This is a genomic window from Natronoarchaeum mannanilyticum, from assembly GCF_039522665.1.
GTDB classification, from domain to species: domain Archaea; phylum Halobacteriota; class Halobacteria; order Halobacteriales; family Natronoarchaeaceae; genus Natronoarchaeum; species Natronoarchaeum mannanilyticum.
In genome coordinates this window covers 676,394-688,462 of sequence record NZ_BAAADV010000001.1, presented here as the reverse complement: position 1 = coordinate 688,462, position 12,069 = coordinate 676,394, and the positions used below count along the sequence as shown (strand labels likewise).

12 protein-coding genes are annotated in these 12,069 nt (G+C 68.9%); 2 read left to right on the top strand and 10 right to left on the bottom strand.

Annotation, left to right across the window (positions count from 1 at the left end; genetic code table 11):
* Position 1: 1 nt before the first annotated feature.
* The 5 genes from ABDZ81_RS03645 to ABDZ81_RS03625 form a co-directional block, all read right to left on the bottom strand.
* The gene (locus ABDZ81_RS03645; RefSeq protein WP_343773364.1) at positions 2-982 is read right to left on the bottom strand and encodes an AAA family ATPase; all 981 of its coding nucleotides are present in this window, start codon (positions 980-982) and stop codon (positions 2-4) included.
* Positions 983-1,333: 351 nt separating this feature from the next.
* Positions 1,334-1,552 carry a hypothetical protein gene (locus ABDZ81_RS03640; protein ID WP_343772505.1) on the bottom strand — a complete coding sequence of 73 codons (219 nt, stop codon included), beginning with the start codon at positions 1,550-1,552 and terminating at the stop codon, positions 1,334-1,336.
* Positions 1,549-2,658 (bottom strand): hypothetical protein, encoded by a 1,110-nt coding sequence (locus ABDZ81_RS03635; protein WP_343772503.1) that lies wholly within the window; start codon positions 2,656-2,658, stop codon positions 1,549-1,551. The genes ABDZ81_RS03640 and ABDZ81_RS03635 overlap by 4 nt, the downstream gene beginning before the upstream one ends.
* 813 nt (positions 2,659-3,471) lie before the next feature.
* Positions 3,472-5,286: a ribosome biogenesis/translation initiation ATPase RLI gene (locus ABDZ81_RS03630; RefSeq protein ID WP_343772502.1), complete on the bottom strand. Its 1,815-nt coding sequence runs from the start codon at positions 5,284-5,286 to the stop codon at positions 3,472-3,474.
* 1 nt (position 5,287) lies between these two features.
* Positions 5,288-5,605, bottom strand: coding sequence for an EMC6-like membrane protein (locus ABDZ81_RS03625; protein WP_343772501.1), 318 nt, complete (start codon positions 5,603-5,605; stop codon positions 5,288-5,290).
* 255 nt (positions 5,606-5,860) lie between these two features.
* Between ABDZ81_RS03625 and ABDZ81_RS03620 the strand changes: the two genes are divergently transcribed.
* The gene (locus tag ABDZ81_RS03620) at positions 5,861-6,142 is read left to right on the top strand and encodes a MarR family transcriptional regulator (protein WP_343772500.1); all 282 of its coding nucleotides are present in this window, start codon (positions 5,861-5,863) and stop codon (positions 6,140-6,142) included.
* A 398-nt stretch (positions 6,143-6,540) separates the two neighbouring features.
* On the top strand, positions 6,541-7,032 hold the full coding sequence (locus ABDZ81_RS03615) for a DUF7384 family protein (RefSeq protein ID WP_343772499.1): 492 nt from the start codon (positions 6,541-6,543) through the stop codon (positions 7,030-7,032).
* Between the two features lie 4 nt (positions 7,033-7,036).
* Here ABDZ81_RS03615 and ABDZ81_RS03610 read toward each other — a convergent pair whose 3' ends face one another.
* From ABDZ81_RS03610 to ABDZ81_RS03590, 5 genes are all read right to left on the bottom strand, one after another.
* Positions 7,037-7,576: an XTP/dITP diphosphatase gene (locus tag ABDZ81_RS03610; RefSeq protein WP_343772497.1), complete on the bottom strand. Its 540-nt coding sequence runs from the start codon at positions 7,574-7,576 to the stop codon at positions 7,037-7,039.
* 38 nt (positions 7,577-7,614) lie between these two features.
* On the bottom strand, positions 7,615-7,887 hold the full coding sequence (locus tag ABDZ81_RS03605; protein ID WP_343772495.1) for a DUF5808 domain-containing protein: 273 nt from the start codon (positions 7,885-7,887) through the stop codon (positions 7,615-7,617).
* Positions 7,888-8,173: 286 nt separating this feature from the next.
* Complete coding sequence (locus ABDZ81_RS03600) at positions 8,174-9,853, bottom strand: hypothetical protein (RefSeq protein WP_343772493.1); 1,680 nt, start codon at positions 9,851-9,853, stop codon at positions 8,174-8,176.
* Positions 9,850-10,626 carry an ABC transporter ATP-binding protein gene (locus tag ABDZ81_RS03595; protein WP_343772491.1) on the bottom strand — a complete coding sequence of 259 codons (777 nt, stop codon included), beginning with the start codon at positions 10,624-10,626 and terminating at the stop codon, positions 9,850-9,852. The genes ABDZ81_RS03600 and ABDZ81_RS03595 overlap by 4 nt, the downstream gene beginning before the upstream one ends.
* Before the next feature lie 262 nt (positions 10,627-10,888).
* The gene (locus ABDZ81_RS03590) at positions 10,889-12,031 is read right to left on the bottom strand and encodes a thiolase family protein (protein WP_343772489.1); all 1,143 of its coding nucleotides are present in this window, start codon (positions 12,029-12,031) and stop codon (positions 10,889-10,891) included.
* Between the last annotated feature and the right edge of the window lie 38 nt (positions 12,032-12,069).

The following is a 12,069-nucleotide window of genomic DNA, read 5'->3' as shown; positions in this document are numbered from 1 at the left end:
GTCAGGGGACCGGCACCGTGTCGAGAGCGTCCGCGACGACGTCGCGGCCGGAGCGGCCGGCCTCGCCCGCTCGGATCCGGTGGGCGAGCACCGCCGGCGCTTCGCGCTTGAGGTCGTCGGGCACGACGTAGTCTCGCCCCTCGAACGCCGCTCGCGCCTGTCCGGCCCGCATCAGCGCGACGGTCGCCCGGGGGCTCGCGCCCAGATCCGCGTGCTCGCGGGTGTACCCCGAGAGCGCGGTGGCGTACTCGCGGACCGGCCGCTCGACGGTGACCGACGAGACGGCCGCTCGCGCGCGGCTCAGGTCCTCGGCGGCGGCGACCGGCGACAGCGACTCGATGGGGTGGTCGCCGACGACCCGGTCGAGCAGCTCGGTCTCGTCGGCGGCGTCGGGGTAGCCCAGCTCGAGCTTCTTCATGAACCGGTCGACCTCCGCGATCGGGAGCTCGTACGTGCGCCCGGGCTCGACGGCGTTCTGCGTCGCGATCACGGTGTAGGGCTGGGGGAGCTCCCGCGTGGTGCCGTCGACGGTGACCTGCCCCTCCGCCATGGCTTCCAGCAGCGCGCTCTGGGTCTTGGGCGGCGCGCGGTTGATCTCGTCGCCGAGCACGACGTTCGCGAAGAGGGGGCCCGGCTGGAACTCGAACTCGTTCGTCCGCTTGTCGAACATGTTGACGCCGGTGACGTCGGCGGGGAGGAGATCGGGGGTGAACTGGACGCGCTTGAACGAGCAGTCGAAGGAGCGCGCGATCGAGCGGGCGAGCATCGTCTTGCCGACGCCGGGGACGTCCTCCAGCAGGACGTGCCCGCCGCCGAGCATGGCGACGACGACGTGCTCGATCACGTCATCCTGCCCGACGATCACGGTCTCGACGTTGTCGACGACGGCGTCGGCGAGCGATCCCACGTCGTCGACCGGCGGGTCGGACTCGCCGGTCTGTCCTGTGCTCTCGAGCACGTCCGGTGGATTGGCGTCCGTCATAGTTGCAGTGCCCACGCCCCCGATCGTCGCAGCGTCCCGGGGTGGCTTACACGTTGTTCGGATGCAAGCAGGGAAAATCTTTGTGTCGACTCGCGCGCGCCGGAACCATCGTTCGGAACCGGCCCTCAACCGGTCGGGACCGGACCTCTACCACCGAACCGCGGGAAATGCAACGATCCGACGGCTGCCAATCGGCGCGCGAGAAACGTCGAAACCGGCGGTAATCTCGCCTTAACGCGGATACGGTGAGATGAATGCGGCGCGCGAACGTGGAGGGCCGGCGGGGACCGGCGGGGAGAGGGTCGCTCGCGCGCGAAGAATAACGAACGTTCGCGTCACCGGACCGCGCCGTCAGCGACAGTCCGCGACGTCACACAGCGCCGACGAGTCGGCGACGATGAAGGCGTCCTCGCGGAGATCCTCCTCGTCGGCGGGCAGGAACAGCCGCTGGTTGCGGCCGTTCGTCTCGACCGAGAGGACGTCCCACTCGCTCGATTCGTAGCCGAGATCGTCCTGGGGATCCGGATCCATGCTGAGCCGCTCCCAGTTCTCGTGTTCCTCCGCGCTCATGAGCGGTTCCCGACGGGGGCGCGTGCTGCCGGCGTGGCCTCCTGGGCCTGCTCGCCCTCGACGATGTTCTCGGTCTCGACGGCGATCTCGTGATTGCCGTCGCCCGTGAGATGGATCGTATCGAGCAGGTAGTCGCCGTCGTGCTCGTTGGCGACCTGCGAGTCGGAGTTCGTGAGGATCCGCGTGTTCTTGATCACGGCCTCGCCGCCGGAGAACTCCTCGGAGAGGTCGATCGGCTGGGAGTGGTCGATCGAGTGGTAGATGTCGCAGCTGTCGACGACCATGTTCTCGCCGGCCTGACGGATCCGGAGGTTGCGCTGGTTGATCTGTCCGTCGTTCGGCGGCGACTCGGCGTCGTGGACCATCGCGACGTTCCGGACGACGCTGTCGTCGGTGCCGATCCGCACGTTGCTGATGTTGTTGTTCCGGAACAGACCGCCTTCGACGACGACGCGTCCGTTCTGGGCGTCGTCGTAGTCGCCGCCGGGACCGGACGCGTACAGACCGTTGTCCGAGAAATCCTGCACCCAGCAGTCGACGACCCGGATCGTCCCGGCGTGCTCGGCGCCGACGTAGATGCCGACCCCGTCCGCGCCGTCGACGACGCCGTCGGGGAGCCAGATCTTGTCGAGCACCATCGTCGCGTCCTCGGCGGGCGCCTCGGCGCGGAGCTTGGCCTCCTCGCCGCCGGTCGCGCCGCGGATCTGCAGGTTCTCCAGGCGCACCTCGCCGGCCTGGGCGCGGATGGCGTTGTACCGGTGCTCGCCCTCGGGGTAGTTCAGCTCGACCGCGCCGGGCTCGCCGTCGCCGATCAGCGCCGCGTTCTCGTAGTCGCCGTCGAGCCCCTCGCCGGACCACTCGTAGCTACCTGCCGGGACGTGTACCTCCGTCCCGCTCTGGAAGTGCTCGGCCAGGTAGTCGTCGATCGCGTCGCCGTCCTGCAGCCCCTCCTCGCCGAGGTCGACCGTCTGGGTCTGCGCCGCGGCCGAACCGCCGAGTAGGCCCGTCGTACCCGCAGCCAGGCCCGCAGCGCCTGCGAACTTGGCGAAGGTGCGTCGGTTAAGCTTGGACATCGTCGCGGTATCGTCGGTCTGGCGTTCTGCCATACACGGGTAGGATCGAGGTATACATAAAGCGATTTTCGCGGCTTTGCCATCCGAAGCTGCGTCTATGGCGATTCTTGGTTGCGTCTTGTTGCACCTGCCGGACGGGTCGCCGGCGACTTCGACGTCAGGTACTTGCGGGATCAGCCGGGGATCGTCGGCGACGCGAAACGAGAGCCTACGCGGTCTCACGATCGGGCTACTCGAAGTAAGCTCGATAGAGGCTCTGTTAAGCCCGCTTCGTCGGATCACAACGGCGAGGTTACTCCGATGCGCGTCGGGTACGAGCCGGTTACCGCGGGCCGCGCGGACGTCGAGCGAAATCGCGGGGGCCGTTACAGCCCGACGAGCGCAGCTCGACGCCGAGCCTCGGACGTTCTCTTGGTCACACGCGCGGGCGAGCATCGCGTGGCCGCTCGAACCGCCGCGTCGGCCGGAGGGTGCCCGCGTCGCACGGGGGCCGTGGCGGGTACGTCTCGCGTCTGCAGTGCACCTGTCGTCGCGTCATCCGTTGGCTCGCGACGCCGGCGGCGGCTCACCGCGGATCTGGCTACGCTGCGATATCCCGGAGTAAGTTCGGCTTACCGGTCGATTTCCACCCCGGGGTCCGCGAACCCGCTTCCATCTCGCGAGGAAAGCCGACCTTACCAGCGAGCCTCTAACGGTCGTCCCGGTCGTCGCCGGTGATCCGCTTCCGTACGATACCGATCTCCGCTTCGGCGTCTCGCCGCGCTGGACGCCGCTTTCGGGCCTGCGCGCCGCTACGCGTCGGCGCCGGTACGAACCGGAGAAAATGGAACGCTGCGTCGGGCCGCCTCAGACCGAGTAGTAGTACTCGCCGTCTTTCTTCTGCTGGCGATCCAGCTGACTGTCGGGCTTGTTGATGCGCGGGCGGCCGACGCGCTCGTCGCGCCGGAACGTGATGTCCAGATTCGAGAGGAAGTCGTTCATCCCCGCGCGCATCTCCTGGGGCTGGCCGGCGTGACCGTGCTCGGCGGGCTCGCCGTCGAACACCATCAGGCGGTCGGCCAGCAGGTCCATCATGTACATGTCGTGGTCGATCACCAGCACCGTGGCGTTCTGTTGCTCGGCGTAGCGCCGGATGGCGCTGGTCGCCTGCACGCGCTGCTCGACGTCGAGGTGCGCCGAGGGCTCGTCCAGCAGGAACAGGTCGGCCGACTCCGAGAGCGTCGCCGCGATGGCGACCCGCTGGCGCTCGCCGCCCGAGAGGTCGGTCAGGTTCTGCTCCATGATCCGTTCGAGCTGAAGCGGTTCGGCGATCTCGGTGTTCCAGTACGACGAGCCGAACTGGTCGGTGATCGACGACAGGAACGCGTCGACCCGCATCGGCTGGTCGATGTCGATGTACTGGGGCTTGTACGCGATGTCGAGCGAGAAGTCGAGGTCTCCCTCGTCGGGTTCGAGCGCGCCCGCGAGCAGCTTCGCGAACGTCGACTTCCCGATCCCGTTCGGGCCGACGATCCCCAGCACCTCGTTGCGCCGGATCTCGCCGCCCTCGACGTCGAGCGAGAACTCGCCCTCGCCGTAGCTCTTCGACACGTCGGGGTACTCGACGAGCGTGTCGGCCGTGCTCACCGGTCGGGGGGCGTGTTCCTCGAACTCGATCGGGTTCGGCCGGATCCGCATGTTCTCGTTCTCGAGGTAGCCCGAGAGATACTCGTTGATCCCGTTGCGCACCGACTTCGGGTCCGTGACGACGCCGTACGCGCCGGGGCTCCCGTAGGCGACGTGGAGCGTGTCAGCGAGCAGGTCCAGAATCGCGAGGTCGTGTTCGACGACCAGCATCGACCGATCGCCCTCCTCGGCGAGCTCGCGGATCAGGCGCGCGACGGTCATCCGCTGGCCGATGTCGAGGTACGGCGTGATCTCGTCGAGGAAGTAGAAGTCGGCGTCCCGCGCGAGACACGCCGCGATGGCGACCCGCTGGAGCTCGCCGCCCGAGAGGTTGTCGATGTCCTGGTCCATCACGGGGCGGATCTCCATGCGATCGACGAGGTAGTCCAGCTCGCCGCGCTCGTCGGTCCGCTCGAGCAGCTGGCGCGTGTTGCCGTCGAACTGGCCGGGGATCTCGTCGACGTACTGCGGTTTGCGCGCGACGCTGACGTCGCCGTCGCGCACGGCGGCGATGTAGTCCTGCAGTTCGGTGCCGCGGAACTCGTCGAGCACCTCGTCCCAGTCCGGCGGGTCCTCGTGCTGTCCGAGATTCGGCGCCATCTCGCCGGCCAGGATCCGGACGGCGGTCGTCTTCCCGATCCCGTTCGGCCCGAGGATGCCGGTCACCTGGCCCTCCTCGGGGACCGGCAGCCCGTACAGCGAGAACGCGTTCTCGCCGTAGCGGTGCGAAGGATCGTTGTCGAGTTCCTGGGGCAGGTTGATGATCTCGATGGCGTCGAACGGACACTTCTCGACGCAGATGCCGCAGGTCTCGCCCAGGCAGATCTCCTCGGAGATGCGCACCTGCTCGGGCTGGCCTTCCTCGGCCTCCTCGCCCCGGAGCGTGATGCACTCCTTGCCGGTGCGGTTCGGCGGGCAGTAGTTCTTGCACTCGTAGTTGCACCGGTCGGGCTGGCACCGCTCCAGGTCGACGACGGCGATACTGTCGCTGGCCATGTTAGAAGGTGACGCCGGTCATCAGGATGATTCCCCAGGTGATGAACCACAGCGAGAACGTCATGAACGCGACGAACAGGTAGTCCTTGACGCCTCCGAAGTCGTCGTAGCCCATGACGCTGAACAGCGGGTACTGTACGACGATGGCCGCGAGCACGACCAGCTGGGCCTGCTGGTTCTTGGCGGCCTCGCCCGCGCTCACGTCGCCGGCGATGTACGCCGACGCGATCGCGGCGCCGACGCCCGCGAGCGCGGTGATCGTCGTGATGGTGACCGACCGGAGGTGAGACTCCCTCCCGTCGGCGGTCTCGGTCGACATACGGTGTGCTCGGTGACCTGCCGTAAAAAGCCGTTCGCTTGGACTTCAACAGCTCGGCGTTCTCGGCGCCCTCGCCAGTTCCCGACGCGTCCGAGGCGATCCGTCGATCCGGTCCGTCGGGGCACGATTGCGCCCCACCATCTGAGGTGCTCCTCCCGATCTCGACACGATTCTTCGGTCCCGTCGACCGAACGGTTCGGCGGGACGAACTCTCGTATCAATCTTTATGCTGCTGGGACCTTTCGATTCGTAACGATGGCTGGCACTGACGGGGAGGAGATCGAAGACCTTCCGCCGAGCGCGAAGCTGGTGTTCAAAGTACTCGAGTACGACGGGCCGCTGACCCAGAAACAGATCGTCGAGGAGTCGATGCTGTCGGCCCGGACCGTTCGCTACGCGCTGGAGCGCCTCGAGGAGATCGGCATCGTCGACGAGGACGTCTACTTCGCCGACGCGCGCCAGAGCCTCTACGAGCTCGACGAGGAGGCGATGGCGACCGCCGAGGGCTGCGCGGAACCCGGTACGTGCGCCGAGTAACTCCGTTTCGCCGCTCTTTCTGATCGTTGCGACTCGCGACGCGGGCACTTCTGACATCTCCGAGCGGTGGAAGCGAGGGGGAGCGTCGCGGCGGCGTGCGGGGGGCACGCCGCCGCGTGAGAGTGGGGGAGAGCGGTGTGCGGGCGCGCGAGTCGGGAGGATGGGATTGAAAGGCCAGTGCGCGCCCGTCGAATGGCAGGCGGGCGGACGACTTAAACACCCGTCAGACGGGCGTACGACGCTCGTCGGACCGATCGGCTCCGCGCCGTTTTTGTGGCGCCGGCGCTTCGATGGCGTCATGAGTTGGACGGAACTGTTCGACCGAACCGAGCGCTGGGACGTCGACGAGAACGACGTGAGCGACGCGCTGGCACGCCACCGCGAGAAGGGGGACGCGGATGAGTGACGACGTTGAGAGGAGCGATGCGCCCGATCCCTCGCGAGTCGTCGCCGGTGCCGACGTGCTCGCGGCGGACGTGCTCGTCGGCGGGCCGGCCCGCGCGGCGCTCGATCACGTCCGCTCGCACTCGTGGATCGATCTCGTCGCCAGCGACCACCTGCTGGACGACGCCGAAGCGGTGATCGCAGATCTGGCCGACGACGAGTTGGCCGCGAACTGGCGCGATCGGATCGAGCGCGAGCGCGTCCCCGTCGAACACCCGCCGGACGACCAGCCCGCGCTGGCCAGCGCCTACCGCGGTGACGCCGCGCACGTGCTGTCCTTTGACGACGAACTCGGCAGCGTCGAAACCGCCGCTCGGCTTCAAGGCCGGATCGCGATGAGCGTCCGGCACCCGAAGGCGTTCGACGCCGTGTTCGACCCCGCGAGCCTCTACGACGCCGTCGTCGGGGGCGAGTACCCGGGACCGGACCGTGACCCCCGCGAATAAGAGACTACTCCCGCTCGGCCAGCCAGTCGGCGAACTTCTCCAGGGCCCGCCCGCGGTGGGAGATCGCGTTCTTTTCGTCAGTGCTCATCTCGGCGAACGTCTCGCCGTCGTACTCGAAGATCGGGTCGTACCCGAACCCGCCGTCGCCCCGCGGCGCGACGATCCGCCCGCGGACCGCTCCCTCGAACGTCGCGACGTCCTCGCCGTCGTAGTAGGCCATCACGGTTCGGAACGCCGCTTTGCGGTTCTCTTCGTTCTCGACGAGCTCCCAGACGCGCTCGATGCCGAGGGTGTCGTCGACGTACGCCGAGTACGGGCCGGGGAACCCCGAAAGGGCCTCGACGAACAGTCCGGTGTCGTCCACGAGGACCCCTCCATCGGCGCCAAGTTCTTCGTACGCCTCGCGAGCGCCCCGCCGGACGATCGTCTCGAGGTCGTCGCTCTGGACCTCGGCGTAGTCGTAGTCGACCTGCTCGACCTCGGCCGGCAGGTACTCGCGGGCCTCGCGGACCTTTCCTTCGTTGCCGGTGACGAAGCGGATCATACCCGGCGGTGGACGCCGGCGGCGAAAATAGCCGTCGATCAGTCGTCGTCGACGACGACCTCGACCGGTTCGTCCGTCGCCTCTTCGTCGTCGCCGCTGCCCTGCTCGTGCCAGAGCAGCGCGCCGGCGACGGCCAGCACGATCCACGAGCGCCAGTTCGCGAGGTTCAGCGTGTAGCCGACGCCGAACGGCTTCTCGACGAGCATCCCCTCGCCGGGCTCCCAGTACGACGAGAGCATGCGCCGGAAGTTCGGTCGCTCGAAGTTGTACGGTACGCCCAGGATCTCGCCGGAGGTCGGCTTGTCGGCCATGCGAGAGATTAGGGCACAGAAGGTTAAAACGGTTAGTGGTACCGTCCGGCGACCGAGCGACGGCGGCGCTACGACGCCGCCGCTCGCTCGCGACGCGGTTCGGCGTCACCCGAAGCGCGGACAGCGATCACTCACAGCGTGGCGAACAGGCGACACTCCCCGATCGCGACGCGGGCGTGTCGCACACCCGCCCGGGCCCGCGTCGCGCGACTGATCAGTTCACGGCCCCGACTGGCCGCGCTTTCCGGGATAAACCTGTGGCGCGAAGGCGTCCTGCGACCGCCGCTCACTCGCCGACGAGATACGTCTCGAACGTCCTGACGGCGCGCCGGTAACTCGGCCCCGCGAGCGCGCCAGCGACGAGCAGCGTCGCCATGGCGCCCGCGGTGACGACGACGCCTACCGGCATCTCGGTTGCGCCCTCGCCCGCCAGATACAGCCCGGCGAGCACCGGCGTCCCGACGATCCCGATCGTCCCCGAGTACGCCACCACGGCGTACACGTGGGGAACCGTCACGCCGGCGTTCTCGGCGGGCCTGATCGCGTCGAACTCCGGGAGCAGGGTTCCGACGCCGATCGCGACCGCCGGCAGGCAGACCGCCAGTGCGGCGGCGAACAGGCCGGCGCTCGCGGCGACGACGGCCGATCCCGTCGTCCTCGCGGCGACGCCGACGGTCAGCGCCGCGACGAGGGCACCCCCAGGGAGCGCCGCGGAGACGAGATACCCGCGAACCACGTGACGTGCGCTCCCCGGCGTCGTCAGCGTCGCCGGGAGCCCGCGCCCCTCGTTGCCGAGCGGGTTCAGCGTCGCCCCGGCGCCGACCGCGCCGGCGCCGTAGACGGCCACCAGCGCCGGCAGCGCCCCCGGAACGGCGCGTGCGAACTCGTACCCGACCGAGATCAGCACGACGAGCGGGAGCAGCACGTACAACAGCGCCTGGGGTCTACGTCGCACCCGGAGCCAGAGCGCGCGGGTCACGGCGCGGGTCGGTCGGGAGCAGGTCGCAGAGAGCACCCGGTCGAGCGGGCCGAACATGCCGGATCTCGCCGGGTCGGCTTCGGTGTCGACCGCGGGCGCTTTCGACGGGTCGGCGAGCCACGCTAACCGGGCGAGCGTCGTCGCGACGGCCCAGAGTCCGGCGAGCGCAAGCGGCGTCCCGACCAGCGCGGCGGTAGCGAGCCGGGGATCGCCGCCGCCGATCGACGCCAGCGCGACGTCGGCGTGCCACGCGATCGGCCACTCGCCCAGCAGCGCGCCGGCCTGTCGGCTCCCGACGAACAGCCCGAAGTACAGCGCGACCAGCGGCGAACCGACCAGCAGCTTGTGCTCGCGGACGAACGTCGAACGCCGGAGCGCGACGAGAGCTCCGAGCCCGGCGACGTAGCCGCAGGCGGTCGCCGTCGCGATCAGGCCCGCGGCCGCGAGGACGAAGCCGATGATCCCGAGCGGGCGCCCGGAGCCGGCGGCGAACGCGACGGCGCCGCCGCCGATCGCCAGCGAGAGGAACCGTCCGGCCTTGATCATCTTGGCCAGCGCGTCGCCGACGACGATCGTCCCGATCGGGATCGTCGCGAGCAGGCCGTCGTCGCGCTCGCGCCAGCCCTGGCCCTTCACCGTCCAGAGCATCGTCACCAGCGCGACGAGCACGAACGCGATGCCGGCGAACCCCCGCACCGCGGCGACGGCGGCGTCCTGACCGGTCGCTGCCGTTGTGCCTCCCCCACCGGCAGCGATGGCCGCTGCGTAATAGTACGCGCCCGGGTCGGGGTAGGACCACCCTTCGGCGCCGGGCACCTGCCCGACCACGACGAACGCCGCGACGACGACGAGGAATAGTTCGGAGAACGCTCGCCAGGAGTGCTCGCGCTGCCGGCGGTAGTGGCGCACCGTCTCGACCCGCGCAATCCTCGCGGCGTCGCGGAGTCGATCGATCGTGCCGGGGCTCTCGCGGAGCCGGCCGCTCATGCCGTCGTCGTGGACTCCTCGTCGAGCCGCTCGGCGCCGTGGTCGTGGGTGATGTCGAGGAACGCGTCTTCGAGGCTCCGTTCTTCGCCGGCCTCGGCGCGATTTTTGAGCCCGTCTGGCGTCCCCTCGGCGACCAGCCGGCCGTCGTGGAGCACGCCGACGGTGTCGGCGAGTTCGTCGACCACGGGAAGGATGTGCGTCGAGAGGAAGACGGTCATCTCGCGCTCGGCGAGCTCGGCGATGGTGTCCCGCATCGTCCGCGCCGCGCGCGGGTCGAGCCCGCTGGTCGGCTCGTCGAGGAAGACGACGTCTGGTTCGTGGAGCACGGCCTGGATGACGCCGACCTTCTGGCGCATCCCCTTCGAGTAGGCGTCGATGCGCTTGTCGGCGTCCTCGGCAAGCTCGAACCGGTCGAGCATCGAGCCGATCCGCTCGTCGGCCTCGTCCTCGGGGATGTCCCGTAGCCCGGCGATGTACTCCAGTTGCTCGCGCCCGGTCAGCTCGTCGTACAGCGGCGGCTCCTCGGGGAGGTAGCCGATGTGTGGCGTCACGGCGTCGCGGTCCTCGATCGACTGTCCCGCGACGCTCGCGGTGCCCGAGGTGGGCTTCGTCAGCGTCGTCAGCATCCGCATCGTCGTCGTCTTCCCGGCGCCGTTCGGCCCGAGGAAGCCGTACACTGAGCCGGAGGAGATCGAGAGCGTCAGATCCTCGACGGCGGCCGCGTCGCCGTAGCGTTTCGTCAGCGCCCGCGTCTCGATGGCGAGGTCGGTCACGGTACCGGCGATTTATTGGCCGAGGATAAAATGTCTGCCGCTGTTCGTGAACCGAACCCGGGCGTCGGCGTCGCGGACGGACGCCGCGGCGTCAGGGCGCCGCTGCGAATCCGGGTGCCGAAAATAGCAGCTTCGCCGTCTCAGGGCCGCTCGAACTCGATCGCCGCACCCTGCCGCGACCACCTTTTGTCTCGGCCGAGTCGCTCGCTGCGCTCGCGCTCGGCCTCGCAAAAGCTGGGACAAAAGCCAAAAATCGGTTGCCTCAGGGCCGCTCGAACTCGATCGCCGCACCTTGCCCGAAGCCGACACAGAGCGTCGCCAGCCCGCGGTCGGCGTCGCGCTCGATCATCTCGTGGACGAGCGTCACCGGCAGCCGGGCGCCGCTGGCGCCCAGCGGGTGGCCCAGCGCGATGGCGCCGCCGTTGACGTTGTAGCGCTCGTCCTCGATGCCGAGCTCGCGCTGGGCGTACACCGTCTGGCTGGCGAACGCCTCGTTGAGCTCGACCAGATCGTAGTCGTCGATCTCTCGCCCCGTGCGCTCCAAGAGCCCCTCGGTCGCGGGCACCGGGCCGATCCCCATCACCGTGGGATCGACGCCCGCGACGTTGTTCGAGCCGATCTCGGCGAGCACGTCCAGCCCGTTGTCCTCGGCGAACGCCTTGCTCGTCACGAGCGTCGCGGCGGCGCCGTCGCTGACCTGCGAGGCGTTGCCCGGCGTCACCGTCCCGTCGGACTTGAACACGGTCGGGAGCTGGGCGAGCTTGTCGAGCGAGGTGTCGCGGCGGATCCCCTCGTCCTCGTCGACGACGCCGTCCTCGGTCTCGATCGGGATGATCTGGTCGTCGAACCGGCCCTCGTCGGTCGCCGCGGCGGCGCGTTCGTGGCTCCGCAGCGCGTACTCGTCCTGTTCCTCGCGACTGACGTCGTACTCGTCGGCGACCTTCTCGGCGGTCATCCCCATCTGGAGCTCGCCGACGTTGTACAGGTCGTTCATCCGCGGGTGGACGTTGTGGGTGTTCTCGCCCATCTTCACGCGGCTCATCGACTCGACGCCGCCCGCGATGATCGCGTCGCGCTGGCCGGCTCGGACGGCGTCGGACGCCGAGATCACGGCCTGCATCGAGGAGGCGCACCAGCGGTTGATCGTCGTCCCGGGCACCGACTCGCCCAGCTCCGAGAGCAGCGCGATGACGCGCGCGAGGTTGTTGCCCTGCTCGCCGCGCTGCTGGGCACACCCCCACATCAGATCGTCGATCTGGTCGCCGGACAGTCCGGTTTTGGCGAGTATCTCGTCGATCAGCGGGACCGAGAGGTCCTCGCTACGCACGTCGGCGAACGCGCCGTCTTCCTTCCCTTGCGGTGTTCGGTAGGCCGCCGCGATGACGGGAGTGGTATCGTCGCTCATACTATCCGAATGGTCGTTCGTGAACTTAAAAGGGCGTA

Excerpts from the sequence above, each read along its gene's own strand:
- ABDZ81_RS03645 (WP_343773364.1), bottom strand. The coding sequence starts at position 982 with ATGACGGACGCCAATCCACCGGACGTGCTCGAGAGCACAGGACAGACC.
- ABDZ81_RS03610 (WP_343772497.1), bottom strand. The coding sequence starts at position 7,576 with ATGATCCGCTTCGTCACCGGCAACGAAGGAAAGGTCCGCGAGGCCCGC.
- ABDZ81_RS03590 (WP_343772489.1), bottom strand. The coding sequence starts at position 12,031 with ATGAGCGACGATACCACTCCCGTCATCGCGGCGGCCTACCGAACACCG.
- ABDZ81_RS03620 (WP_343772500.1), top strand. The coding sequence starts at position 5,861 with ATGGCTGGCACTGACGGGGAGGAGATCGAAGACCTTCCGCCGAGCGCG.
- ABDZ81_RS03605 (WP_343772495.1), bottom strand. The coding sequence starts at position 7,887 with ATGGCCGACAAGCCGACCTCCGGCGAGATCCTGGGCGTACCGTACAAC.
- ABDZ81_RS03630 (WP_343772502.1), bottom strand. The coding sequence starts at position 5,286 with ATGGCCAGCGACAGTATCGCCGTCGTCGACCTGGAGCGGTGCCAGCCC.
- ABDZ81_RS03640 (WP_343772505.1), bottom strand. The coding sequence starts at position 1,552 with ATGAGCGCGGAGGAACACGAGAACTGGGAGCGGCTCAGCATGGATCCG.
- ABDZ81_RS03600 (WP_343772493.1), bottom strand. The coding sequence starts at position 9,853 with ATGAGCGGCCGGCTCCGCGAGAGCCCCGGCACGATCGATCGACTCCGC.
- ABDZ81_RS03615 (WP_343772499.1), top strand. The coding sequence starts at position 6,541 with ATGAGTGACGACGTTGAGAGGAGCGATGCGCCCGATCCCTCGCGAGTC.
- ABDZ81_RS03625 (WP_343772501.1), bottom strand. The coding sequence starts at position 5,605 with ATGTCGACCGAGACCGCCGACGGGAGGGAGTCTCACCTCCGGTCGGTC.
- ABDZ81_RS03635 (WP_343772503.1), bottom strand. The coding sequence starts at position 2,658 with ATGGCAGAACGCCAGACCGACGATACCGCGACGATGTCCAAGCTTAAC.